At 41.6% G+C, this 23,621-nt stretch carries 34 protein-coding genes, 1 pseudogene and 1 other annotated feature; of the genes and pseudogenes, 16 read left to right on the forward strand and 19 right to left on the reverse strand.

Features of this window, described 5'->3' with window-relative positions:
- The 6 genes from TT11_RS15435 to TT11_RS15460 all read right to left on the reverse strand — a co-directional run.
- Positions 1-225 (reverse strand): PD-(D/E)XK nuclease family protein (locus tag TT11_RS15435; protein ID WP_261871062.1); only part of this gene is annotated, 225 nt, incomplete at its 3' end.
- On the reverse strand, positions 171-371 hold the full coding sequence (locus tag TT11_RS15440) for a hypothetical protein (protein WP_261871063.1): 201 nt from the start codon (positions 369-371) through the stop codon (positions 171-173). The genes TT11_RS15435 and TT11_RS15440, both read right to left, overlap by 55 nt.
- 42 nt (positions 372-413) lie before the next feature.
- On the reverse strand, positions 414-860 hold the full coding sequence (locus tag TT11_RS15445; RefSeq protein WP_201579690.1) for a DUF1810 domain-containing protein: 447 nt from the start codon (positions 858-860) through the stop codon (positions 414-416).
- A gap of 206 nt (positions 861-1,066) precedes the next feature.
- Positions 1,067-1,495, reverse strand: coding sequence for a hypothetical protein (locus TT11_RS15450; protein ID WP_261871064.1), 429 nt, complete (start codon positions 1,493-1,495; stop codon positions 1,067-1,069).
- A 160-nt stretch (positions 1,496-1,655) separates the two neighbouring features.
- Positions 1,656-2,432 carry a YafY family protein gene (locus TT11_RS15455; RefSeq protein WP_261871065.1) on the reverse strand — a complete coding sequence of 259 codons (777 nt, stop codon included), beginning with the start codon at positions 2,430-2,432 and terminating at the stop codon, positions 1,656-1,658.
- 368 nt (positions 2,433-2,800) lie between these two features.
- A complete protein-coding gene (locus TT11_RS15460; RefSeq protein ID WP_201579687.1) occupies positions 2,801-3,658 on the reverse strand; it encodes a PP2C family serine/threonine-protein phosphatase in 858 nt (285 codons plus the stop codon).
- A gap of 185 nt (positions 3,659-3,843) precedes the next feature.
- Here TT11_RS15460 and TT11_RS15465 point away from each other — a divergent pair, with 185 nt between their 5' ends.
- From TT11_RS15465 to TT11_RS15485, 5 genes are all read left to right on the forward strand, one after another.
- Positions 3,844-4,404: a DUF262 domain-containing protein gene (locus TT11_RS15465; RefSeq protein ID WP_261871066.1), complete on the forward strand. Its 561-nt coding sequence runs from the start codon at positions 3,844-3,846 to the stop codon at positions 4,402-4,404.
- Positions 4,376-4,822, forward strand: coding sequence for a hypothetical protein (locus tag TT11_RS15470; protein ID WP_261871067.1), 447 nt, complete (start codon positions 4,376-4,378; stop codon positions 4,820-4,822). The genes TT11_RS15465 and TT11_RS15470 overlap by 29 nt, the downstream gene beginning before the upstream one ends.
- A 1-nt stretch (position 4,823) precedes the next feature.
- Positions 4,824-5,276 (forward strand): hypothetical protein, encoded by a 453-nt coding sequence (locus TT11_RS15475; protein WP_261871068.1) that lies wholly within the window; start codon positions 4,824-4,826, stop codon positions 5,274-5,276.
- 66 nt (positions 5,277-5,342) lie between these two features.
- Entirely contained in the window at positions 5,343-6,551 is a 1,209-nt protein-coding gene (locus TT11_RS15480) for a DUF262 domain-containing protein (protein ID WP_261871069.1), read from the forward strand.
- A 301-nt stretch (positions 6,552-6,852) separates the two neighbouring features.
- Entirely contained in the window at positions 6,853-7,599 is a 747-nt protein-coding gene (locus TT11_RS15485) for an HNH endonuclease family protein (RefSeq protein WP_261871086.1), read from the forward strand.
- A gap of 425 nt (positions 7,600-8,024) precedes the next feature.
- Here TT11_RS15485 and TT11_RS15490 read toward each other — a convergent pair.
- Positions 8,025-9,246, reverse strand: a protein-coding gene (locus TT11_RS15490) for an IS3 family transposase (protein ID WP_261871070.1) whose coding sequence is annotated in 2 segments (ribosomal slippage) — positions 8,025-9,095 and positions 9,097-9,246 — 1,221 coding nt in all. Because the reading frame shifts where the segments join, the coding sequence is not laid out codon by codon here.
- Positions 8,853-8,970: a sequence feature (AL1L pseudoknot), on the reverse strand. Its footprint overlaps the gene before it by 118 nt.
- 82 nt (positions 9,247-9,328) lie before the next feature.
- On the opposite strand from TT11_RS15490, the gene TT11_RS15495 reads away from it, so the two are divergent.
- The 10 genes from TT11_RS15495 to TT11_RS15540 all read left to right on the forward strand — a co-directional run bounded on the left by TT11_RS15495 (position 9,329) and on the right by TT11_RS15540 (position 14,568).
- Positions 9,329-9,415 carry a DUF45 domain-containing protein gene (locus TT11_RS15495; RefSeq protein ID WP_240990549.1) on the forward strand — a complete coding sequence of 29 codons (87 nt, stop codon included), beginning with the start codon at positions 9,329-9,331 and terminating at the stop codon, positions 9,413-9,415.
- Between the two features lie 670 nt (positions 9,416-10,085).
- A complete protein-coding gene (locus tag TT11_RS15500) occupies positions 10,086-10,793 on the forward strand; it encodes a thermostable hemolysin (RefSeq protein ID WP_261871087.1) in 708 nt (235 codons plus the stop codon).
- 63 nt (positions 10,794-10,856) lie between these two features.
- Entirely contained in the window at positions 10,857-11,942 is a 1,086-nt protein-coding gene (locus TT11_RS15505) for an AMP-binding protein (RefSeq protein ID WP_261871071.1), read from the forward strand.
- A complete protein-coding gene (locus tag TT11_RS15510; RefSeq protein ID WP_261871072.1) occupies positions 11,912-12,118 on the forward strand; it encodes a hypothetical protein in 207 nt (68 codons plus the stop codon). Before TT11_RS15505 ends, TT11_RS15510 begins: the two co-directional genes overlap by 31 nt.
- Before the next feature lie 41 nt (positions 12,119-12,159).
- Positions 12,160-12,441, forward strand: coding sequence for a hypothetical protein (locus tag TT11_RS15515; RefSeq protein ID WP_261871073.1), 282 nt, complete (start codon positions 12,160-12,162; stop codon positions 12,439-12,441).
- 238 nt (positions 12,442-12,679) lie between these two features.
- Complete coding sequence (locus TT11_RS15520) at positions 12,680-13,027, forward strand: hypothetical protein (protein ID WP_261871074.1); 348 nt, start codon at positions 12,680-12,682, stop codon at positions 13,025-13,027.
- Between the two features lie 54 nt (positions 13,028-13,081).
- Positions 13,082-13,231 carry a hypothetical protein gene (locus TT11_RS15525; protein ID WP_370587876.1) on the forward strand — a complete coding sequence of 50 codons (150 nt, stop codon included), beginning with the start codon at positions 13,082-13,084 and terminating at the stop codon, positions 13,229-13,231.
- 77 nt (positions 13,232-13,308) lie between these two features.
- Entirely contained in the window at positions 13,309-13,638 is a 330-nt protein-coding gene (locus TT11_RS15530; protein WP_370587877.1) for a TauD/TfdA family dioxygenase, read from the forward strand.
- A gap of 166 nt (positions 13,639-13,804) precedes the next feature.
- Positions 13,805-14,089 (forward strand): hypothetical protein, encoded by a 285-nt coding sequence (locus tag TT11_RS15535; protein WP_261871089.1) that lies wholly within the window; start codon positions 13,805-13,807, stop codon positions 14,087-14,089.
- A complete protein-coding gene (locus tag TT11_RS15540; RefSeq protein ID WP_261871075.1) occupies positions 14,089-14,568 on the forward strand; it encodes an SDR family NAD(P)-dependent oxidoreductase in 480 nt (159 codons plus the stop codon). The genes TT11_RS15535 and TT11_RS15540 overlap by 1 nt, the downstream gene beginning before the upstream one ends.
- A gap of 31 nt (positions 14,569-14,599) precedes the next feature.
- Here the strand turns inward: TT11_RS15540 and TT11_RS15545 are convergent, their stop codons facing one another.
- From TT11_RS15545 to TT11_RS15595, 11 genes are all read right to left on the reverse strand, one after another.
- A complete protein-coding gene (locus tag TT11_RS15545; RefSeq protein ID WP_025653056.1) occupies positions 14,600-15,301 on the reverse strand; it encodes a VIT family protein in 702 nt (233 codons plus the stop codon).
- A 450-nt stretch (positions 15,302-15,751) separates the two neighbouring features.
- Positions 15,752-16,120, reverse strand: a complete 369-nt coding sequence (locus TT11_RS15550) for a hypothetical protein (RefSeq protein WP_261871076.1) — start codon at positions 16,118-16,120, stop codon at positions 15,752-15,754.
- A gap of 63 nt (positions 16,121-16,183) precedes the next feature.
- The gene (locus tag TT11_RS15555) at positions 16,184-16,915 is read right to left on the reverse strand and encodes an FAD:protein FMN transferase (RefSeq protein WP_261871077.1); all 732 of its coding nucleotides are present in this window, start codon (positions 16,913-16,915) and stop codon (positions 16,184-16,186) included.
- Positions 16,891-17,292, reverse strand: a complete 402-nt coding sequence (locus TT11_RS15560; RefSeq protein WP_261871078.1) for an FAD:protein FMN transferase — start codon at positions 17,290-17,292, stop codon at positions 16,891-16,893. The genes TT11_RS15555 and TT11_RS15560 overlap by 25 nt, the downstream gene beginning before the upstream one ends.
- Before the next feature lie 75 nt (positions 17,293-17,367).
- Positions 17,368-17,697, reverse strand: a complete 330-nt coding sequence (locus tag TT11_RS15565; protein ID WP_227692092.1) for a hypothetical protein — start codon at positions 17,695-17,697, stop codon at positions 17,368-17,370.
- Complete coding sequence (locus tag TT11_RS15570) at positions 17,687-18,244, reverse strand: PepSY domain-containing protein (protein ID WP_025653060.1); 558 nt, start codon at positions 18,242-18,244, stop codon at positions 17,687-17,689. The genes TT11_RS15565 and TT11_RS15570 overlap by 11 nt, the downstream gene beginning before the upstream one ends.
- Before the next feature lie 217 nt (positions 18,245-18,461).
- Positions 18,462-19,451: a histidine kinase dimerization/phospho-acceptor domain-containing protein gene (locus TT11_RS15575; RefSeq protein WP_261871079.1), complete on the reverse strand. Its 990-nt coding sequence runs from the start codon at positions 19,449-19,451 to the stop codon at positions 18,462-18,464.
- On the reverse strand, positions 19,429-19,875 hold the full coding sequence (locus TT11_RS15580) for a hypothetical protein (RefSeq protein WP_261871080.1): 447 nt from the start codon (positions 19,873-19,875) through the stop codon (positions 19,429-19,431). Before TT11_RS15580 ends, TT11_RS15575 begins: the two co-directional genes overlap by 23 nt.
- A 49-nt stretch (positions 19,876-19,924) precedes the next feature.
- Positions 19,925-20,596 (reverse strand): response regulator, encoded by a 672-nt coding sequence (locus tag TT11_RS15585; protein WP_025653062.1) that lies wholly within the window; start codon positions 20,594-20,596, stop codon positions 19,925-19,927.
- 24 nt (positions 20,597-20,620) lie between these two features.
- Complete coding sequence (locus tag TT11_RS15590) at positions 20,621-20,968, reverse strand: cytochrome b/b6 domain-containing protein (RefSeq protein WP_261871081.1); 348 nt, start codon at positions 20,966-20,968, stop codon at positions 20,621-20,623.
- Entirely contained in the window at positions 20,937-21,224 is a 288-nt protein-coding gene (locus TT11_RS15595; protein WP_261871082.1) for a cytochrome b/b6 domain-containing protein, read from the reverse strand. The genes TT11_RS15590 and TT11_RS15595 overlap by 32 nt, the downstream gene beginning before the upstream one ends.
- A 542-nt stretch (positions 21,225-21,766) precedes the next feature.
- Between TT11_RS15595 and TT11_RS15600 the strand changes: the two are divergent.
- Positions 21,767-22,796: pseudogene (locus tag TT11_RS15600) on the forward strand (integrase core domain-containing protein).
- 459 nt (positions 22,797-23,255) lie between these two features.
- On the opposite strand, the gene TT11_RS15605 reads toward TT11_RS15600, so the two are convergent.
- Positions 23,256-23,606, reverse strand: a complete 351-nt coding sequence (locus tag TT11_RS15605) for an aldo/keto reductase (protein ID WP_261871083.1) — start codon at positions 23,604-23,606, stop codon at positions 23,256-23,258.
- Between the last annotated feature and the right edge of the window lie 15 nt (positions 23,607-23,621).

Raw genomic sequence — 23,621 nt, forward strand, 5'->3', positions numbered from 1 at the left:
ATAGCTGTCATCACCTACCTGACATCTTAAGTAAATATCCATACGACGCTGGGTGTTACTTTTTCCCGTTATCTCTTCAAGAAAAACTTCTGTTTTCTCAAGGTTATTAAGGAAAATCTGCCAGTTATCATCTTTACATATAACAGGTAAACAATGCTCAACAAACAACCTTAAAAAGCTTTCTTGCTGAGCATGACTTCCTTTAGGATCAAGCAGAGCCGCCAAAATACGACTAAGCCTAATTCATCGGTATTAATATAATCAAAAGTACTAAAATCTGGTGAAAGCTGGCGGCTATAGAGTGCTTGCGCCGTCTCTAGTGCATTAATCTTTTGGCTCACATCATTGATTAAACTTTGCACGGTACTCATACTCATATTTCCTTTTAAAACCTCGTTCGGTTATGTTCGGCGTTATTGCTGGTCATTGATTTGCTTTAGCATCTTGATAGTGTTTATATCGTAACTGTCAGCGAAGAACTGGTATAAAAGCTGCTCAAATACACATTTGTTACCAGCGGCAAAGGCAAATAATGTTAGCGAAGATTGCAGCTTCAGATTGTCTGGTGAACCAAAGATATCTAAAGCACTTTTATCAGGATGCAATAGTAGTAATTCAGCACACTCTATTAACCGTACTCCAAGCACTTCATGCTGCAAATACGCTTTTGCTTGCTCCAGACTACCTATTGCAAATCGTCGAGACATTTTACTGTGCCCTAACCCTTTCACCTGTGGAAAGATAAACCACATCCAATGCGTGCGCTTACGACCTTTGGTCAGCTCTTCAATCACTTGTGAATAGATAGCATCTTGAGCTTGAATAAAATCATCAAATAAATCTTTATCTGTCGTTGTCATCTTCTGCATTCCTTACGATTTACATAATGAGCGTTTGCCTACCTGCCACACTCACAACGTAGCTCAAACTATATTTGTATTTAATGCTAGGCTAACCTGCCACATATATCGCGCCCATCCAGCAATGGTCAGGTTTATCAATCATCCTATTGCCGTAAAATACTTCTGAATCATCAGAAATCCGACTTTCAACAGCAGTTGTGATACTAAAAAAACTCATCAAGAGATAGCTTATGATCGCTTTCAATATCAAGCATCATATACTGGATACTAAGACCTTCAGGAATTTGATTGAGCAGATGATTAACGGCACTTTTTACTTGTTCTGAGTCTGGCTTACCGGTTACCCTAGCTTGTATAAATTTAGCAGTCTTTTCAGCTCCGCAGGATCTTTTGATATCATTAACATCTATACCAACCTTATCCCAATCAGATAATACTGATTCAAAAACTGTCATCACCTGTCCAACTTCTCCCGCTTTGCAAATAATTATCCCGTCTATTACTTCGAATCTATCAATATGCTTATCTGTGGTTTGTAGTGCAAACAATGTGCAGCCGACTTGTTGCTTTAACGCTAGCAGTGACTGCTCATTCCAGCCATCTTCGATAACGATAAACCCAACCTCAGACAAGCGGTAGCTATCTGATTGTGGCGTATATAAAGTAGCTAAAGGTATGGGCTCTATCTGAAGCTCACTATTACGTTCTTCGTTGATATCGTTTTTTTATAGTCTGTTTATCTGTAAAAATACTATCTGCTGTCATACTCGGCTCCTCTTTAAAGTGAAATCATTAATTACGGTTATAAAGCTGCATCCCACTTTCTAGGCGCTCGAGAATAACTATCTTTAACTCTAATGGTTCAGTGACGACGGACAATTGCGACATACTTACCAGCCAATCTTGCAGACGCGTAGTATTAGCAACTGTAGCGCTGACTTGATTCCAAGTGTCATCAATAGCCGTAATACTCTGATCTGTCGATAATGGACGCTCGTATAAATGCTGACAGGCATACTTTTGTACTTTTAAAACCAGTTTAATACGGATATTATCAGTCGGCTCTAACCTACCCAACTTATGCAAACTCTTTAACGAAAAAGTGTCTCGCCTTACCCAGTCAGGTATTGGCTTATCTATGGCTACTACCTCGGTAATACGATTGACCGCAAAATTGCGATGCTCCTGTAGCAGTTTATTATCATCGATATAATCATCAGTAGGATTAAAGCCTGTGAGATAGATCATATTGTCAATAAAGATCATTCCTTTAGGATACACCACTCTTTGAACTGGTTTTTCTTCCCATTTATTTTGATAACTTATTCGTAATTGACGATTCTGTAGCAGAGCCTGATGAATACTTCCAATCACTTCACTATCAAGCTTTGGCGCTTGCACAATACTAGGTAAGGTGATGAGATGATCTTGCCATTGTCCTAGCGGACTTTGATGAAATTTATCTTTATCCTGTCGACGTAATTGAGTGAGATTGTCTGTGATCTCTTGTTTAAAAGATACTGGTAAGTAGTTTGCGGTATATTTATCCAGCATCTCCCAAAAGAACACGGTTTGCTCGTTAATAACATCGATGCTAAAGCTGGGTTCAATATAAAACCGTGCTGTCTTGCCACTGATATTATTACCCCATGCTGCACTCGGACTAAGGCGTCACTATAGAAAATATCGTTAAAGATTTGATTTAAGCCAATCAGATCGTTCTCTAAGTTTTTACGCTCATTTGTATAATTATCAGCATCATCACCGTAGTTTTGCATAAGCTCAGTGAGTGACACAGCATCAGTTTCACTCCGAGGAAGGATTTGATATAAAGCAAAGAGACGTGCTGACTTTGTATAGCTGGCGATTGGATATGTAGGCATAGTAGCTTCTTTATTAGACTGATGAAATGACAAACTCATTATTAAAATACAGGCTCAATCAAAACGAACCAAAATGGCTGTGCCATTGTCATAAGCATTGCCATCGGAGTCATAAACTTGGTTCTTGAGACTGATTAACCAAGCTTGTAAATCGGTTTCAGCATTGACAAGTTGCCAATGACGACTCGGCACCAAGTCATGAATACCATCCGTACAAACCAAAAGACAGTCGCCGCTATTAACATTAATCCTTCGAGAGATGCTCTCTGGTATTTCACTGCTGATATAACTGTCATCAGTGGTCAGTGCAAAGCCTTCAGTAATACTATATAGACTCCCTGCCATACCTTCTCGGTTATAGTCAGAAAACTCCACTTGGCGACCTTGCTCTTGTACCTGCTGATCAATGAGTTCGTTCAATAGGTTATGATCTCGAGTCAGGCACTGCCATTGTGATGCACCTTTAGGTAGCCAATAAATACGACTGTCGCCCACATGCGTTATCGTTGCCTTTATGGTTCCATCACCCTTTAACTCACAGGCAACCATCGCAAGAGTTGCCGCCGCGCCATTACGCTTAGCTGAATGCTTGGTTTGATTAATCAGCTGATGAATATCATCTGAAGTAACACTCTTCTGATCGTTCCATAACCGTCTGATTGCCTTTATCACCGCTTTTGAGCAGTGCTGTGAGTGATTAGAGCTTGCGACGCCATCTGACACTGCTAAGCAGAAGGGTACTGCAACTGGAGTCACTGCCATCACTCCTAAGTCTTCTTGATACCAATTGTCTAAAAAGAAAAAAGCATCTTGCTGCAGGTCATTACTGGCAGTACCTTGAAAAGTGATTGCACAAGCTTGTGCGATAGAGGAAGTATCTTTTAAAGGACAATTATTTCTAGCGGCAGTCATGATGGTAAGCCTATATGTTTATCATAAAGGCCAGTATAGCGATCAACCTGTAACTTTATTTTCTAGGTTGCCCGCTATACTAGACTAGCAACGACAAATATCTTACTTCAGCAAATGAAAACTAGGTTATATAAAGAACTAATGTTTATTATATAATTCTGTAAATTTAAGGATAATTACTAATTATGAGTGAATCAATAACGCTCCAGAACAAGACGATAATCTCAGTAAAGCAGTTACTGAGTGAATGTCTACTAACTATTCCTGAGTATCAGCGCCCTTACAAATGGAATCAGCACAATATCGCAAGCTTATTCAATGATATTAAGACGCAATGTGACAAGCCCGCCTATCGCCTTGGCTCTATCGTGCTGCATAAGTCTCAAGATAAAGATGATAAAGACGTACTCAATATTGTCGATGGTCAACAACGCACCCTAACGCTAATGCTTACCGTCATGGCGATTATCAAAAACTATCATCCTGATCATTCAACCAAACCCAAAGAAGTAAAAGCTATCGGAAAAATACTAGGTGAGCTAGCTAATACCGTGCCAGCCTTAGCTAAAAAACAAGAGTTTGCTAGCGATATATCCATTTATAATTTGCACTCGAACTTTCAAGAGATACAACGCATTATAAGCCGTGGCGAGCTCAGCATCGAACATATTGACTTTCTGCTAAATCAGTGTGAGGTGGTCATCTTTATATTGGAAGATGAATCAGAAGCCTTTCAGTTTTTTTGACTCACAGAACTCTCGCGGTAAAGAGTTGTATCCTCATGACTTATTAAAGGCTTTTCATTTACGTGAATTCAGCGCCTATGATAAACGGCTCAATCCAAATATTAAAGCGCAAACTGTCGCTCATTGGGAAAGCTTGGCAGATGACGAATTGCACAGGCTGTTTAATCAGCATTTATTTAGGATTAAGCGCTGGATAGATCATAAACCAGCCCGCAACTTTACCAGTCGTCATGTAGATATTTTTAAAGGGGTGTCTCTACATAAACAAAATTTACCGCACTATGCAAAAGCTATGATGATCACGCATCATTTTATCGATGATTATAATAGCAATATGCAACGTCATATTGATGCTCAAGCAATGAACTACCCATTTCAGCTAGACCAAAAAAATAATCAACGGTCGTCGTTTTTTTGAAATGGTTGAATATTACGATACGCTTATTGATCGTACGAAAACGATTGATAGTGCGCACGCATCAGAGAATAAAAACAGCCATTCCTCTGTAACTATCTATGACCAAACCTTAAATGAACGAGCATCGAACATTATTAAGGTATTAGATGCTTATAGTGATAAGTGGCGTCAGGGTGACAAATATACTCGTAACTTATTTGATAATACTTTGATCTACTATATTGATAAATTTGGTATGCAAGACTTATCACAGGTTGTAGAGATCATGTTTATTTGGGCATACAAAATACGCTTAAGACAATTTGCGGTAAAACTCGCAACGATGGACAATCATGCAGTTGACGGTATGTTATTCAAACGTATCAAAGACGCTACATTGCCTAAAGAAGTATGGATCGCTGGTGTTCAACCTCTAAGAGGCAATGACATAAAAGAGTCTAATAAAAAAAGCTGATAACGACATATACCAATTATTTGATCACCTCAACTATTTGACTGATAAATAGAGAAAAATAAAATTATGAAAAACTATAATCCGAGCGCAACCGAGCAAGTGATACTACTAACACCAAAGGGGCTGCTTAACGGCACCGAGCACTATCTGATTCCGATGTATCAGCGTAATTATGCTTGGGGCAATAGTGAGATTGAACAGCTTATTGTCGATATTATGGACGCTCAAATTGATGCGAAAAGTTCAAAGGAACATAAGAACTATTATCTAGGTACACTGGTAGTATTTGAAAGACCACAACTATCTTCAAAACGTACAGTGTTTGAAGTTATTGACGGTCAACAACGCTTTACTACTCTGAGCTTATTAATCATATATCTAAAGAATTACTTTACAACTATAGATAGCGACTATGATATGTCATGGTATACAGAACAAAACATTGAGTTTGAAAGCCGTCCGAAATCTACTCAGACGTTAGAGTTACTACTGAATGACAATCTAGAAACCTATGAGCACCTTCATGAAGCTAAGCTAAATCCCGCTATTATCAACGGCTATACGTCTATTAGAGAAGTAATGGAAAGTAAATTTATTTCCCCTAATAATGATAACCAACAACCCACTACAACCCTTCAAGAGTTTTGTGATTATCTATTTCAATATGTACAGATTGCTCGTGTACCTGTGCCTGACGAAACGGATTTAAATCATTATTTCGAAGTTATGAATAACCGAGGTGAGCAATTAGAGAAGCATGAAATTATTAAAGCACGTTTGTTGTCAGTCATTGAAAAGGCAAACGAAAGTGAGATAGCGCTTGCGGACAAACAACCAGTTAAAGCTTTGATTCATGATGTTTGGGAAGCCTGTGCCAATATGAATAAATACGTACAGTATGGCTTCAATACTACTTTACGCTTTAAGTTGTTTTCAGAGAATTTAACTCTTTTGCGGCCTAAAGATTTTGATGAACTGCTTAGGATATATAAAGACTCTGATAATCCTAACAATTCCCAGCCAGATAATGAACAGTATTCTGACTGTAACAATGATGCTCAAAACAATAAATTGAAGCCACTTCCTTCTCTTTTCCACATCCTTGAAAATGGTTTTGCCAGTCCACCTAACCCTAGCAATACCGCGGATAAAGAAGAAGATGACGGTAATAGTGAGACTTACTATAGCTTAGTGAATTTCTCAAGCTTTCTTTTACATGCTTTGAGAATCATGGTTAACGTGCAGTCCTCATATAAAAAAAGACATCGCACTTGATGACAAACAGCTGCTAACCCAGTTTGAAACCTTTATCTTAAAACCATCCAACTTAGAAAATGCTCACACTTCAAATACTGAGCAAAGTATAGAAACTAACAATCAGATAACGCCTTTGTCTCAAGTAAAGACCTTTATATACTCATTACTTAAAAGCAAATTTATCTTTGATCACTTTATAATAAAGCGCAACACTCAAGACAGTAAAGGACAATGGACGCTTAATAAGCTAATCAAGAATGAAGATAAAAAAAACAGCTACTACAAAAATAGCTTTGAGACTGACACTGACAAACTAGTGATGTTGCAAAGTGCTTTTCATGTCTCAACTCCTACTACGAACTATAAGCACTGGCTTAATGCCGTTTTATATTATGCTTGTAAGCATTATAAACATGGTGAAATGGGGCTTAATAGCGTAGCGTATCTTGACCATTTAGAAGAGATAGCTCGCGCCTTTATGTTAAAGCGTTATTTGACTGATGAACCTGATGATTATCATAAAATCATTTATCAAACCTCAGACTTCAATAAGCTATTGACTGAACATACCCATGACAACTTGAGTACTGATAATCTACGTATACAAATTAAGCAGTATCTCAGGTATGGCAATATCCGCAACATTTTTGTATTTAATTATTTAGATTATCTGCTTTGGTTAAACGGTAACTATCCTAAGTTTACCTTTACCGCTAGAAGCTCTGTAGAACACTTTTATCCACAAAATAAGCGAAACGACAGTATATTTTTGGAAGATAAAGACGCAAAAGATTCACTGTTGCACTCTTTTGGTAATTTATGTTTGATTAGCCATAGCCTTAATTCACGTGTGAGTAATGATATGCCTGATGTTAAGGTAAAGTATTTCTCACAAAATGGAAATATGCAAAGTGGGCAAATCGATAGCTTAAAGCTACTGAAAATGATTGATTGCATACAAGGTAAACCAGATGCGTGGGATAAAAAAATAATTGCTCAGCATGAAACTGAAATGTTAAATATTATGCTGCAAGGGCTAAATTTAGCAGGTGTATCTTATGAGTAACGTGGACGATATAGAAATATTCACTCAAAACCGTGTCATACGCTTTTTTACCGATACGCTAGGCTATCGCTATCTATGCAACTGGCAGTAAAAACATAGAGCGCGACACCTTGGAGCAATGGTTGAAAAAGTACGATTTTAGTATGCCCTGATCACACGTGCTATCAGTATCTTGAAAAAGGCAACCTTTTTAAGAAAGCGCGACACCTTGGAGCAATGGTTGAAAAAGTACGATTTTAGTATGCCCTGATCACACGTGCTATCAGTATCTTGAAAAAGGCAACCTTTTTAAGAAGTGGCATCAAGCTTGACCTCTGCTGTCAAATCTGTAGACATTAACTTGAGAGATTTTAATCAATAAATAGTCTGGTCTGGTCAGATCGATGTGAACCGCCCCGACTTTATCGGAGAGTGATTTACTTGAGTCAGGCAGCGATGCCTGACAGGGTTAAATTATCATAATACCGCTTTTCAAACTCAAAGGGTGACACATATCCAATCGTGCCATGTAAACGGGTTTTATTAAACCAGTCCACCCACTCAAGGGTTGCCAGTTCAACATCGTTCACACCAGTCCAGTTCTGCTTTAAATAGTCAATTACTTCAGATTTATAGAGTCCATTGACCGTTTCAGCCAGTGCATTGTCGTATGAATCACCTGTTGTACCAACAGAAGCAATCACGCCGCAGTCCGTCATCTTATCGGTATAGCGAATAGATAAGTACTGAACCCCTCGATCACTGTGATGAATCACATCTTTGGGATTGTTTCTATCTGTTATCGCTTGATTTAATGCTGCCATTACCATATCGGTATTCATACGATTAGATACTTTCCAGCCGACGATAGCGCGAGCAAACACATCAATAACAAAAGCGGTATTCGCCCAGCCGCTTATCGTCTTGATATAGGTAAAGTCTGCCACCCAGAGCTGGTTAGGGCGATGAGCGCTAAAGTTACGATTAACCAAGTCATCAGCACGCTTTTGATCATCACGGCTGTGAGTTGTTATTTTACCCTTACCGCGCCAGACACCTTGTAGGCCATGCTGTCTCATTAAACGCTCTATGGTACAACGAGCAACCTTTAACCCATCAGCTTTCATCTGCTGCCAGACTTTACGCGCACCATAACGGCATTTGCTGTCAGTCCAGATGCGTCTGATTTCACTGATGTAAAAGTCGTCATGCTGACTGCGAAGGGAACGCTTCTCAGGGCAATCCTCCAAGTCTTTAGCACGATAATAAGTTGACGGGGCAATCGGTAATACTCTACAGATCAGCTCGACCCCATAAAGATGTTTATTGTCGTCGATGAATTGAATCATGATTTTAGTCAGCGGTCGAGCTCCGCCTGGGCGAAAAAAAGCCGCAGCCTTTCTGATGATTTCATTAGCTTGCTTGAGCTCTTTATTCTCGCGTTCAAGCTCTTTGATGCGTTCTTTGTCGCTTTGCGCTTGCACTGAGGCAGGAATAGTTTGATCGATGTGTTTTTTTATGCCATGATCGTAGGGTTTCAGGCGTACAGCCAATCTTAGGGGCAATGGCTTGAATGGCTGACCATGTAGAGGGATAGTCGTTTTCTGCTTCGATCAGCATGCGAACGGCGCGTTCTTTAATCTCAGGAGTGTAGGTTTGTCTTTTCATTGTCGTATTCTCTCAGAATGTTGAGTCTCCGACAATCTCGGGGCGGTTCAATGGGACTGTCTGTGGCTAGCAAGTACAAAAGATGAAAACTAAATGGGGTAGCTGCAATATCGAGCAATGGCGAATATTACTTAATCTTGAATTGGCTAAAAAGCCCTTCCCGGTTTAGAGTATATTATCGTGCATGAGTTATTACACTTTAAGGAACGATAGCACAACGATAGATTTAAAGCATTATTAGATACACACATATCTGACTGGAGATCGAGACGTGACTTACTTGATCGGTTGCCTGTAGGTCAAAATGACTGGCAACAGCGAGAGTAGTATCTTATTGTCTGATCAGATATATAGATTCGCTACTTTTAAGCTAGATATAGGCTGGCTTGAGATTTGTCAGATGCTAACCACCTCATTAGTGCGGTTATAAGAATATCAATATCATAAATTCATATACGATGTGACTGATTTTTATAGAAGTAAAAAAAGGTTGCCAACACTATATTGTGCATAGTGTTAGCAACCTTTCTTTAATTGGTATTTTACTTAGTTGATGTGCTTAATATTGGGGTTTGTCAATACCGGGGTTTGATTGTTAAAAACGATACAACCTTAAGGTTCAGTTAAGGTTGCTCCTTTATCATGCTTCCATGATGTTAATCGTGCTAAAAGCTTTTAGCCATTTGGAGACAGCTGATGTCATTATCTATTAATAGCACTCATACCTTGCAGAATGTTCTAAATACGACCTTCTATATTGAAGCCGTTAAGCCAATGTCAATATTGGAGGTGCAAGGAATACCTTCATCCTATATATACGCGCCAGCACTCAAATTCCAATAGCGACATCGCCTACTTCATATACTCAAAATCAAGATGCCCAAGCATTCATCAAACAAATATATGAGTACATCCATCACGCTAGATTAAGCTACTTTATGCCTATTTTGTTTTCAGGTTTTGCCGATATGCCATCCTATGGCGATTGGTTATCCGCTGACGATGATACTTTGCCCGCGTTTAAAGGCACGAGCGTTGCTATCGGTCTAAAACCTATCTGTGAAGATAAGATATTTTTAGAGCAGTATTTAAACACGCCAATACAAAATGAGATCAGTAGAGTAGCAGGCGAGCTAGTCAATCGTCAGCGCATTTTTGAGATTGGCAATTTAGCATCAGGTTGTGCTGGTAGCGCGCGGCTTATGATAGCATTTTTGGTGTTTTATTTATCTACCCCTACCCTGAATCCTACGACTCATGAATACCAAACCAAAGCAGACTGGGTAGTGTGTACTGGCACCGATGCTGTGCGACATATATTGGCGCATATGGGCATTCGCAGCCATGTTATTGCCAAGGCCACTGCAGAAGCGCTAGAAGACCCTGAGCAAGTATCATCATGGGGCCATTACTATCAGCACAACCCTTTGGTGGTCGCCATCAATGTGGCAGATGCTAAGCGGGTATGCGCCCCTCATTATCGCTATAACGAAACGTTAGAGATGAATTATGCCACTCGTTTGACGCTAAATAAGATAACCGTTTAATACTCATTCATTAGCTTACCATCAACCAATAACACTGCACCACTACAAGACAGTGAGAATAACATGAAACCCATTTATACCGCGATATGTGAGCATGCCCGTCAGTCACCTATGCAAGTGGCGATACAGACGATAGACAATGACAAAACGATCAGTCTGACTTATGGCCAGCTTCAACGCACGTTGTCGGTGCTCCATGAGACATTAGACATATGGCAAGGCAAGCGTGTCGCTTTATATACCCATAATGATATAGATTGGATCATACTCGATTTGGCATTGAGTACCGTCGGCGCGGTCGTTGTGCCAATCCCCTTATTCTTTAGTGCATCACAAATTGCGCACTTACTACAAGATGCGCAGATAGAGACGGTATATGTTGGAGCTAGTTTAACAATGCCAATCATAGACAATATGGATCATTGGGTGATCGCTGATACACCAGAGACAAAAGCCATTAAGTCTGAGCAGGCGACTCATATCAAAGGTAGCTTTTATCAACTTACTGACACTATCATTGACCCTAGCCTTACCTCTCAAAATTCCTCTACTGCCAACGATTTTTGCAAAGTGACTTACACCTCAGGCAGTACTGGTATGCCAAAAGGCGTATGTTTGGGTCAAGATACTTTGATGCGTATTGTTGAGTCGTTATCGGGTGCGCTAGCTGACACCTTGAAAAATGACGCTGCTAACACTTCAGAAGTTACCGAGACCACAAGCAAATTTAGTCATTTGAGCGTGTTGCCTTTTGCCACTTTGTTAGAAAACGTGGCAGGCGTCTACGTGAGCCTATACATGGGCCGTACTTTGGTGACAGGGCAAATTGATCAATTTGGTTTGCTATCCAATCAAGCCTTTGATGCCGAGCGGCTGATAAAAACCGTACGAACCCATGATATCGCCAGTGTTATTTTATTACCACAAATGCTAAAAGCCATTTGCGAGCAAATGGCAGCTAATGAAAAATCCCAAATTTGCACAAGCACTAGTGGCGAGTGTACGCCTAGTATTGCTTTGCCATCCTTAAGATTTATGGCAGTAGGCGGCGGCAAAGTTTCACCCAAATTATTACAAGATGCTAACACCTTAAACTTGCCTGTCTATGAGGCTATGGCTTGTCTGAATGTGGCTCTGTGGTCAGTCTAAATACGCCTAAAGCAAAGCGCGCAGGCAGCGTGGGCAAACCTATGCCTCATGCATCGGTCAGCATCGCAGCCAGTGGCGAAGTGATGGTCACGGGCAATGCGATGCAAGGCTACCTAAACCATGATAATAGCAACGAAGACCATGCATCATTGCCACAGGGGATATCGGTCATCTAGATGACGACGGCTATTTATACATCACGGGTCGACGCAAAAACGTGCTTATTAGTAGTTTTGGCCGAAATATCTCGCCTGAATGGGTAGAAGCGCAGCTCTCAACGCAGCCTATTATCTATCAGGTGGCGGTACTCGGAGATGGTGAGCCTCATCTATCTGCGGTGATAGTCGCCAACCCTAACGCGACATCAGCAGATAACAGTGATTTACAATCTGCTATCAAACAAGCACTAAATATCGTAAACCAAACCTTGCCTGACTATGCTCGTATCAAACAGTGGCATCTAGCGAGCTACCTTTCAGCACTGACAATGGATTATTAACCGATAACGGTAAATTGCGACGACTACAAATTCTTGAGACTTATAAATCAGCACTCGGCTTATAACGGACACTCTCACCAGCAGCACAACAGACTCTATTACTAAGCTTTTAATAAAACATAGTAGGAAAAATGCCGTTGACCGTTTAGATAGTACATAAATAGACCAAACCTAAATAGATCAAAGCTAGCCGTTAGCCTACATATATTTTTACCACTTATCGTTATAGGACAGCATTATGCAAACCACTCTTATGCTAAATGATTTGATAAAAAGTGACGTTATCGAAATTGACACTCCTGAGGTACTAACCTCTCAAGTGTCTGCCAGCGTATCATTACCTAAGACCTCTGATATTTTAACGGCCTTAAAAACCCATGGTTGGATGTTACTTCGAGGTCATCACTACGATGTGGACACGTTTAGTCAGTTGATGAGTCAACTGTGTCAGACCTTAACCTATGATCCTGCCCGTCAAAACATCACTTCTGAAGCCCAAAAAGTGGACGCAGGTGCGCATGCTATTGGACTACATATCGAAAATGGCAATACGCCGATGCCACCTGATGTCATTGCCTTTTTTTAGTGAGTTAAGCGCCAAAAAAAAGGCTCACAAACAACGATATGTGATGGATATGCTGTGTATCAAGCACTATCACCTGAGCTAAAAGCCACTTTTAGTCAGCCGATGCGTATCAGTCGCTATTTACCTCAAGCAATTTGGCAAAATTACGTGGCTACTGCGACCGGCAGAACAGATGCCGCTGATCAAATAAGCTGGATGATTTAGATAAATTTATCGCTGCGACGACGAGCAAGACGTTAACGCATCATGTAGAGCCTCAGACAGATGGCGGCGTTCGGTACGTGTTACAGGTACCTGCTATCCGAGAGGACAACTTAAGCGGGCAGTTCGCCTTTGCAAACACATTACTTGGGCCATCATTTAACTATGAAAAACCTAAGTTCACCCTAGCGAATAGTCAAAGCGTTGATGATGAGCTAATAGCCAAGCTGACTCGAATCTGTGAAGTGCATACTCAAGAAATTGCGTGGCAAAATGGTGATGTGGTGATACTAGACAACAAACGCATCATGCATGGTCGTCGACAAATTGACGTGCCCTTAGCAGAGCGTAAGCTGTATATTGCGATGGGTCTTGGAATTAAGCATGGCATTAATCACTCAGACGATTAGCAACAGCGCATATCACTACAATCCGTGCTTCAATAATCCATGCTTTAATAATAATTGTTCAACAAGGATGCGATATCATGACACTACCTAATGGTCAATCAGCCTAATACAGTCTACCCTGCAATACACCATACTAATTGGTGCCACGGGTGGTATCGGACAAGAGATCGCACGGCAATTATGTGCCAATAATCGACCGGTAATCTTGATCGGGCGTAACAATCAAACCTTGACGCATTTAGTGGATGAGTTGACCAAAGACTATCCTGATGTCCCGCTTCTGTCTCATACATGTGACTTAAGCTCGCAGGCGTCGCAATCGCTACTGTTAGAGGGGCTGGGTGAAATGACACAAGGCCATGGAAACGTCATTGATACTGTCATACTCAATGCAGGTATCAATGACTTTGCATACTCACGGATCAAAGTGATGATACGATCGAACAGATGATGTTGGTCAATGTGGCGTATCCACTACAGCTCATAAAAAGACTACTGCCTATCTTGATAGCACAGCATAGTCCGAGCCAAATAATCAGTGTTGGCTCAACCTTTGGCAGTATTGGCTACCCAGGTTTTAGTGCTTATAGCGCTAGCAAGTTTGCCTTACGCGGCGCAAGTGAAGCGTTAGGCCGCGAGTATGCCGACACCTCAGTGAAGTTTCGATATTTTGCGCCTAGAGCCACCAAGACCACCATGAATAAAGATGCAGTCGTCGCCATGAATGAGGCATTGAAAGTGAAAATGGACTCGCCTAAGACCGTCGCAAAAGCGTTGATTCACTTTATATCAACCAAGCAGGCGCATCAGCATTTGGGGTTTCCCGAGCGTTTTTTTGCATGGCTCAATCGACTGTTTCCCAACATTGTTGGCAATGCCATTGTCAAAGACCTACCCACCATCAAACAATACGCTAAAAAAGGACAGTAACCAGTTAGGTTGTCATGGAGTGAGTATGTTGTTAAATGGCCACGCCAAATAAGCGGCCAATCAATGAGGTTGCTACCATAGCTAGTACCCCCCAAACTACTACTCTAGTAGTAGCAGGAACAACAGGCGCACCGCCCAAACGAGCAGAGATGATCCCAAGTAGCATTAAGCCTACTATCGTCAAAGAGGCCAGTGACCAAACCAGTGTTTCCGCTGGTAATAGTAGTATCCCAATGATCGGTAGTATCGCCCCCGCTATAAATGATAGTCCAGAGGCAACTGATGCATGAATAGGCTTCGCTTCACTAAGATCCGTTAAGCCTATCTCATCACGAGCATGAGCCTCCAGGGCATTGTGCTCAGTCAAGCTTACGGCCACTTGATGTGCCAAATCATGCTCAAGTCCACGCGCTTCATAAATTTTTGTGAGCTCTATTAGCTCACGCTCAGCATTATGCGTCAGCTCATGTCTCTCTTTATCGAGATCCGCCTTTTCGGTATCCGCTTGTGATGAGACAGAAATATACTCGCCAGCCGCCATCGACAACGCACCTGCGGTCAACGCGGCCATGCCAGTCAACAGCAATGTCTGACTGCTTGGGCTGGCAGCCGCTACCCCAACCAATAAACTGGCTGTCGAAATCAAACCATCATTCGCACCCAGCACTGCTGCCCTCAACCAATGATTGCGATTGCTCAAATGTGCTTCGTCATGAATAGAATAATGATGCATAAAATCCTTAAAAGGTATAGACACGGATTGGTATATCCTAGTGTAGCTTATAATATCACTGCAGTTTATACCGCTTGATACTATAACGCTCCATACATAGTCATTTGAACGGTCAATCGAATTGCCAATTAAATAGTCACTTGACTTGTTTCATCATCAATAATCTATAGCTAGTCAATACAAAAACCAATGTCTGACTACTTGCATAAAATAACAGCAACGGTAATGCTCGACTGTCAGATCCCACCATAAACACATGGATGCTAATAAGCATATAAGCTGTAAAGGTCAAAAAGTGTAGCCATCGCCACACTGATTGACCAATATACTTCTTAATATAGAAACTGAATGCACAGATAAATAACAGCCAAAACCCCATCTGTCCCAATGCCACGCCCACCCGATCAGTCTGGAAACCAAAAGGTACTAAAATCTGCCATATATGCAGATTTAGATAGTTATCCGCCAATAAAATACCAGCATGAAAAGCGGCAAAGCTACCGCTATCAGACTTAAATACTGATGCAAGGCAAATACCCTAGCCGCATTAAAATGCTTTCCTAAGCGTGTACTCAGTAATAAACCAAAAACCACTGCCAGCCAAAATAAAGCATAAGCAATCACACCACTTGCCCGTGATAAATACCAAAAATGCTTATCTGTGGCGGTCAGTAGTTGTGAGACCGTCTCTCCCCACATCAATAGCATGTAGCTGCCGACTCCGATGGCAATACTCAAAATCAATACAATCCACATAACCTGAACAAGAAGCGACGTATTAGAAGTAGCCTGGCTGTGAGTAAGATTGTCTGTATGCATGACGATACTCCTATGAATGCATCTACTTAATATATTGGTATCTGGCGTATAGAGCGTGAGTCGTTAGACGGCAACCAAGTTGGGCTCACTCAAATTTGGCTCAATAGCAATGGACGATATCACGTTGTTATTCGTATCAATTAAGAGCGCCGCAATATGATGCTGGTTCAGCCATGTTATTGCTTCTGTAACGCCGAGGAGCACACAATATTTTGCGTATACCTCTGCTGTTACAGTATCCGCAGCCATGACCGTTGCTGTCAGGACATCACTGATAGCCGGACGGGAATAATGAGGGTGAATTAAATGATGCTGCGGGCGACCTTTATGCCACCAGCGCCGATAATCTTGCCCAGAAGTGGCGACAGCACCAGATCTCAAAGTAAGAATTGCGACATCTTGGTCGTTTTGCATATGCTCGCCATTAGCACAGTAAGGTTTAGCAATTGCCACGCCCCAAACAATTGGACTGTCTATTGCCTTATCTAGGGCTTGACTTCTTGGGACACCGATTGCTATATCACCGCCCATATCTACCAAACAAGGGAGTTGCCAGTCATGACTTCGACTAATCTGCTCAGCTAATTGCATGGCACACCAGCCTTTGACATAACCATTCAAATCAAGTGCTATTCCAGCGGGCAGGTAGATCTGATGCTGACCATCAACCAATCGGCGACACTGAATACTGTCTATTTGCTGATTAGGATTGTTAGCATTGGGTTGAGCTTGTAAGTATGTGGCGGCATTTGAGCCAGAGTTTGAGGTAATTACGGGTATAGATGGCGTAGACATTTTTGGCAAGGTTTCAAATGACTGCTATAACCAGCAGCCCAGAGCGGTTTGAGTAAGGTTGGGGTTATGAGACCTTGAGTTTCTACAACAAAATATATGGCGCGACCTAAGACCTCAAACAACTCTGCACTTACCTCCCTCCATTGGTCGGTATGATTATTAAGTCTCATGAGCTCACTGGTTTCATCGAAACGACTAAATATATGCTCCCAGCGTGCTAAACGCTGCTGAGTTTCACTTTTTAACAAAGAAATTTGGTGATCTATTATTTCCTGCGAGTGCTGTGTGCCAATCTTGGTAATGTTTAACGTTATTTGAATGTGGCAACCCATCGCCGCCAGTTTCAGAGTCGCCAATTTTGTCGTGTTCTTACTCATCAGAAGACTCCATTTTTTTGCGATAGGGTATAAGCTCAATAATTACTCATCTTTGCTTATTTATTGATTTGCTGGTTATTGAGAAGAACGCGTACGGGCGACGACTGTTATTGCCTCTACAGGAGCAGCTTCATTGACCTGCCTCAGCTGTGTGATGTCAACAATGGGTATTGATGCAGCAGCTAGCTCACCACTCCCAGAATCTGTAGTATTTACAGTGACGGCGCTCACAGATGGGCTGTCTGTCTCTTGATTGAGCAAAAATAACCATCCACCCATCGTGCCTGCAACCGATGCAATCATGATACTGCTTTTAAGAAAGGCGAACGGATCAGCTTTTTTACTCGTCTTATTAGCAGGTTTCTTTGGAGTTGCTTGGGCCGTTGATTGTGTATTAGTCATCATAATCATCTTCCTCCTCATGGTGTTTGTAGCTCGTTGCGATTAGATGATCACTCTTTTTGTAATCCTCGTCACGGTATTTGCCGACTTTTTCATTTTCGTCCCTGTCGTCATCATGATGCTCATCTCGATCATCTTCATCGTAGTCTTCATAAAAATTCTCAACACGATAATTATTGGTCGCTACCGGATTTAGAACCGTGCCTAAATTGGCGTCAATATAAGTGGCGCTATTATCTAATAGCACTTCATAAGCGACCTTACCGTTATAGTTGATGAGCTCTGGATTGGCCTGCAATATCGCATTGGGTGCGTCTTGTTTTGCCAGTGCTGTCGCTTGCGCAGGACTAAGCGCAGCAAGAGGTAACTGCTGCACCGATGAGGATGATGCGTTAGGTGTGATGTCAGCATTTTGAGTGATGGGATCAGCTACTGATAAAGTACTAGCAGGTTCGGGAGACTGCACGGCTAAGGCAATAACCCCACCAAAGAATACTAAGGAAGTCGCACCGACAGTTAATAATAGTGGTTTTAAGAGCGGTAGGCTCACAGGTTGTACTCCATATAATGTTATTAGGGAATACGAGTAGCATACGCACCGAATATTAACTCAATCTTAAGACAGTATGATTTATTTTTTTACAATGGTTTTGAGAGTGGGCTTTTACTTTTAACTGTTACCACAAAGCCTGTTTCTGGTTGAGAGCGGTTGGCAAACGCTAAGGTGAGGTTGTGCAGCTCGGCGATTCGATTGGCGATTGACAGTCCTAGCCACTACCTAGTTGGGTTTGACCTGCTGGACGGTAGAAGCGTTCGCTCAGGCGCGCTAGCTGCTCTGGGTCTGCACCCAAGCCATTATCCACCACTTTAATATTATCAACATCTAACTGCAGTTCAATCAGACAGCCCTCTGGGCAATAGCGGATGGCATTGTCTAGTAAATTGCGGATTAATAGCTTAAATAATACTGGATTGATAAGAATGGGCAAAATATCGGCAGGATTGTCACAGTGTACGGTGCGTTTTAATTGAATGTGTTTTTCACGAGCCAAGCGGTTGACATCACTCAGTACAGAATCTGTGAGCATCAGCCAGTCTGGATGCTCTAATTGCTCAGGAGGCAACTGCTGTTGCGGCTCTATCTTGGCTAAAACCAATAATTGATCGACCAAATGGGTCGCACGCTCAATGCCATCGCTAATCTTTTGTGTGTGATAAAACAACTGATTGTCGTTTTCTATGCCAGACAGTTGTAATAGCTGCTGCTGTAACAAGTCTGCTTGTAGTTTGAGCGCAGCCAGTGGACTACGCAGCTCATGAGAAGCATCAGCGGTAAAGCGTTGTTCACGTGCCAAGGTATCTGCCACTTTTATAAACAAAACGTTTAAAGCGGTCACCAAAGGCTGAATCTCTTTTGGTACGTCTGCTGTGATAGGACTATCATCTTGCAGCTTGCGCTGTTCCACCTCGGCACTGATTTGGCTTAACGGCATCAGTCCGTGTCGTATCAATCCGATAGCCAAAATCATGAAGGAAAATAGCCCAATCAACATAGGCAACACTTGCACAGACATTGCTTCGACAATCATTTCTCGGCGAGAATCAAGGTTTTGACCAACAGCGATCACTCGGCCTTCATGCGTGTCATCGTAGCCATTGTCACCATTATAGTCATCATGCGCATAAAATAACCGCCAGCGTTTGCTAAAAGGGTTTAGGCGCTGATAAGCAGAGTTATATTCTTCTAAAAAAACCACGCTGGTCTGGCAGAAAAGAAAATGACTGACCATTTTCATCAGCCACTAATAGATGTCCTTCTTTATCCCAAATGGCAAAGCCCATATAGTCATCTTCAGCATCACCCAGGTCACCTGACAGCTCTTTACTTTTTAAATTATATATTTTGGCAGCGGGCTTTTCGCTCTTTTCTCTATGATGCTCTCCTTTACCTTCCTCTTGGTCGCTGTCTTCTTGTTCTCCAGTTTTTGGATCCCCATCTTGTGAATCACTGTCATCAGCAGATACGCCCATCAAATATCGAACCACTTGAGTGATTTGCGTGTCATTCATCTCATTAATTTCATGCCATAACCGCCAAGCAATAAAGCTCGATGTGATAAGCCATAGTAAGGGTAGACCAATGAGTAAAGAGATTAACAGCCGCTGCTGGATACTTTTCATAAGCTCACATGTTGCTCATATATTAAAAGCCAAATTGAACATAAACACTTTAATGGCTATGTGCTGGATTGAGATAGTAGCCGATGCCGCGTTTGGTTAAAATAAAATCATTGCCCAGTTTTTTGCGTAAATGATGGATATGCACTTCAATAGCATTACTCTCAATATCCTGTTGCCAACCATAGAGCTTGTCCTCTAAGCTGGCTCGACTATGAATCTGTTTAGGATGAGTTAGCATTTGCTCTAGTATGGCCACTTCTTTGATGGTTAGCTCAATGACTTGACCTTGATAAGAGACTTGGTGATTGTGAGGCCAATAAGCGACTTCACCATAACGAATCTCAGGTTGGCTCCGTCCCTGACTACGCCGTATCAATGCTTGCAGACGGGCAACCACTTCATCTAGTGCAAATGGCTTGACTAGATAATCATCTGCGCCTGCATTGAGTCCAGCCACGCGATTGGCAATCGCGTCACGAGCCGTAATAATCAACACCGGTGTGTCTAGCTGTTTATAGCGCCAATTTTGTAGCACAGTCATACCATCACCTTTTGGCAACGTCAGATCGAGCAACACCGCATCAAACATATCCTCTTGCAGTGCCATTTCACCTTGCCTAGCATCACTAAACCAATCGACCATCATGCCATGGCTTTTTAGCCCGACAACAATACCTTCAGCAATATTGCTATCGTCTTCTATTAATAGTATGCGTGCCATGACTGTCCTGTTTCGTTGATTATTTTATCTTGGGCGACGCGTCGTTACCGTTTTATTACCGGTTATCATCGACTTAATCAGATTTTGCCGTTCCCAATAACTCATGACAATCGCAGAGATAATGTGTAACGGGACAAGTGAGTATAAACTATTGGCAAGTATTTCATGAATTTCTTCAAGGATGTCTTTACTACCGAAAATTCTTGCCTCCATCAAATAACCACTCACGCCTAACCCTATAATCACGGCCCATAACAATAGCATCATAATGGCAGCCAATGGGTTATGACCAAGATGCTGCTCATCCATACGGCGAGCACTTAAATCAGATAGGTGACGTTTAATACGAGACGATGTAGGAAAAAAAGTCACTGAAGCGTGCATAGCGAGTGCCAACTAAACCCCAAAGCAAACGTACAACCACTAACCCTACCACGGTATAACCGACATATTGATGCAGCTCACTGCCTTCTTCGGTAAAAAGCAAATTAGCAGTGATACCAGCCGCGACGGCCCAGTGAGTCACTCTGACCAAAATATCCCAAACTCGTACTTGTCTGGTTTTAGGAATGTTTGATAACAATATATCAGACTCGTGTGTCGGATTCGTTGTACTGTTTTGGTCCATGGTCATCACTCCCTTAATAGTTCGTTTATTTTTTTGACGATATAATTGCTAGACATCAAACCTAGGCGAGATACCGCTAGTAGGCTAGACGTTACATCATCTGCTCTACTGCTATTACAACAAACAAACCTTAAGGCTAGCTTAGGAAGCTAAAAACCAAACACTCATATAGTGAGTAATATGTCATGACATTTCTAGGTGGTGATAAAAAATACCGTTTAAAATACCGTTGCTAGCAACATTATTTTTTAAACGGCACAATATTAGAATAAAAGCTGAGACGAATCCAATAATTAATTTATCGTAGTTCGCCTTTAAAGCGTTTACGCACCTGATGCAAGTACAGAGCCGGTGCGACTCGCTACAGTAAGCTGCCAAGGTGCGAAACAGGTTCAGGCAATATCCAGCGTTTGCGTCGCTGCAAACCTTGATCGATCCGTTCGGCCATCCCTTCAGTACTGCGCATACTCCGGCAATCCTCCCGATAAATAAGAACGCTTAGAAATAGAGATTAACTGCTAAACTATCAGCAGAAGAACCCTATGAAAAAGATCCGCTTTAGCGACAACCAAATCGTCAACATCTTAAAGCAAGCAGAGCAAGGTGTCCCTATCACTGAGCTATGCCGTGACCACAATATTGGACAAAGCACCTTTTATAACTGGCGTTCTAAATACGGCGGTATGGATGCCTCTTTAATCTCACGTCTTAAAGAGCTTGAAATTGAGAACGCTCGACTAAAGAAGATGTATGCCGATGAATGTCTTAAATCTGACATATTACAGAATGTCATGTCAAAAAAATGGTAGCGCCATCAAGGCGCCGTGAGATGGCTTGTCACTACCTTGAAGAGCGTTTTATTAGCATACGCAGGGCTTGCCATATCTTTAACATCAGCGTCACTTGCTACTATCATAAGTCAGTTGCCTCTGATGAAAACAAGCTAATAGCGGATTTATTAATAGATCTGACGCAGAAGAATAAGAATTGGGGCTTTGGATTATGCTTTTTAAGTCTGTATAACTTTCTGGGGTTGCCCTACAACCACAAACGCGTCGTGTATCGCATCTACTGCGATCTTGAATTGAACCTTAGAATCAAGCCCAAGCGCCGTATTAAACGTGACAAACCCATACCTCTAGCAGTACCTGATAGTATCAATCAAAGCTGGAGCATGGACTTTATGCCTGATGCGCTAACCGTTGAGATTGACTTTTCACTACCTGCTCAAAGAGTGATACGCGGTCTGAATCAGCTGATTGAATATCGAGGCAAGCCTGATCAAGTGAGATGTGACAACGGTCCTGAGTGCATTAGTAATGCACTCAAAGACTGGGCACTAGAGCAAGATATTGCTATCAGATATATTGAGCCTGGTCATCCACAGCAAAATGCTTATGTAGAGCGCTATAATAGAACGATGCGGTATGATTGGTTAAACCAAGAGCTGTTTACTACTTTAGCTCAAGTCAGAGAACAAGCAGAACACTGGTTGTACCACTACAATAACGAGCGCCCGAACATGGGCAATGGCGCTTTACGCCAATGCAGAAACTATTTCACGCAGCTTAATTCTATTAGATTAGTGTCTTAGGTTTGGGTGGGTTACCACTTGAATTAAACTTGGAATAGGTATGCCAATAACTAGTTCTGAATGAGCTGGTTCAGGCATTTCTGTTATTCGTGATGTTGAGGCATATTTATTTGATATAAGGCAAGGTACGGTAAAACGTACTATTTAGGCTTGGAAAACTATGGCTGCACCTAAGGTCTATTCATCATCGGATTACTCAGACAGTTGATTAAAAACCTACTCCTACACTAAATATTTGTATTTTTGATCTGTTTCTCAGCGACTGCAATGTACTAGCCAGAACATAACTGCTTAGGTGATGATGACTTCGCTATCGAGGGACTGAAAATCTGATTATAATGAACGTATAAACTTACTTTTAAATATTAAAAACATAAAAAAAGGTTGCCAATGCTATACCAAATATAGCCTCGGTAACCTTTTTTTAATTTGGCATTTTACTTAGGTGATATTGTTAATATTGGGGTTTGAAAATGTTTTTTTCGTGAATGCCCTTGTGCATTGATGTCATTGTTCATGGCATATCCCACTTTAGTGGTGATAACCAAGTCATCTCTACGAGCGATACGGCGCAATACATTACACACGACCTCTTCACCAGCGCCAAGAGAGTAAAAGTCGGCTAAATCGATGAAGTTAACACCCATATCGAGCGCATGTGCAATGATCGGCTCACTTTCTTTTTCGTTAAAGATCCAAGGTTTCCATTCTTTTGAACCCATATTCATGGTGCCAAGACAAAGGCGAGATACTTTTAGGCCAGACTGTCCGAGTTTGACGTATTGCATGTTTAATCCTTAAAG

Source organism: Psychrobacter sp. JCM 18901 (assembly GCF_000586435.1).
In the GTDB taxonomy this organism is placed as follows: domain Bacteria; phylum Pseudomonadota; class Gammaproteobacteria; order Pseudomonadales; family Moraxellaceae; genus Psychrobacter.

Coding starts and splice junctions, on each gene's coding strand:
- TT11_RS15440 (WP_261871063.1), bottom strand. CDS start 371: ATGAGTACCGTGCAAAGTTTAATCAATGATGTGAGCCAAAAGATTAAT.
- TT11_RS15445 (WP_201579690.1), bottom strand. CDS start 860: ATGACAACGACAGATAAAGATTTATTTGATGATTTTATTCAAGCTCAA.
- TT11_RS15460 (WP_201579687.1), bottom strand. CDS start 3,658: ATGACTGCCGCTAGAAATAATTGTCCTTTAAAAGATACTTCCTCTATC.
- TT11_RS15465 (WP_261871066.1), top strand. CDS start 3,844: ATGAGTGAATCAATAACGCTCCAGAACAAGACGATAATCTCAGTAAAG.
- TT11_RS15470 (WP_261871067.1), top strand. CDS start 4,376: ATGAATCAGAAGCCTTTCAGTTTTTTTGACTCACAGAACTCTCGCGGT.
- TT11_RS15475 (WP_261871068.1), top strand. CDS start 4,824: ATGGTTGAATATTACGATACGCTTATTGATCGTACGAAAACGATTGAT.
- TT11_RS15480 (WP_261871069.1), top strand. CDS start 5,343: ATGAAAAACTATAATCCGAGCGCAACCGAGCAAGTGATACTACTAACA.
- TT11_RS15485 (WP_261871086.1), top strand. CDS start 6,853: ATGTTGCAAAGTGCTTTTCATGTCTCAACTCCTACTACGAACTATAAG.
- TT11_RS15495 (WP_240990549.1), top strand. CDS start 9,329: ATGAAAACTAAATGGGGTAGCTGCAATATCGAGCAATGGCGAATATTA.
- TT11_RS15505 (WP_261871071.1), top strand. CDS start 10,857: ATGAAACCCATTTATACCGCGATATGTGAGCATGCCCGTCAGTCACCT.
- TT11_RS15520 (WP_261871074.1), top strand. CDS start 12,680: ATGCAAACCACTCTTATGCTAAATGATTTGATAAAAAGTGACGTTATC.
- TT11_RS15540 (WP_261871075.1), top strand. CDS start 14,089: ATGTTGGTCAATGTGGCGTATCCACTACAGCTCATAAAAAGACTACTG.
- TT11_RS15545 (WP_025653056.1), bottom strand. CDS start 15,301: ATGCATCATTATTCTATTCATGACGAAGCACATTTGAGCAATCGCAAT.
- TT11_RS15550 (WP_261871076.1), bottom strand. CDS start 16,120: ATGCATACAGACAATCTTACTCACAGCCAGGCTACTTCTAATACGTCG.
- TT11_RS15555 (WP_261871077.1), bottom strand. CDS start 16,915: ATGTCTACGCCATCTATACCCGTAATTACCTCAAACTCTGGCTCAAAT.
- TT11_RS15560 (WP_261871078.1), bottom strand. CDS start 17,292: ATGAGTAAGAACACGACAAAATTGGCGACTCTGAAACTGGCGGCGATG.
- TT11_RS15565 (WP_227692092.1), bottom strand. CDS start 17,697: ATGATGACTAATACACAATCAACGGCCCAAGCAACTCCAAAGAAACCT.
- TT11_RS15580 (WP_261871080.1), bottom strand. CDS start 19,875: ATGAAAAGTATCCAGCAGCGGCTGTTAATCTCTTTACTCATTGGTCTA.
- TT11_RS15585 (WP_025653062.1), bottom strand. CDS start 20,596: ATGGCACGCATACTATTAATAGAAGACGATAGCAATATTGCTGAAGGT.
- TT11_RS15595 (WP_261871082.1), bottom strand. CDS start 21,224: ATGGACCAAAACAGTACAACGAATCCGACACACGAGTCTGATATATTG.
- TT11_RS15605 (WP_261871083.1), bottom strand. CDS start 23,606: ATGCAATACGTCAAACTCGGACAGTCTGGCCTAAAAGTATCTCGCCTT.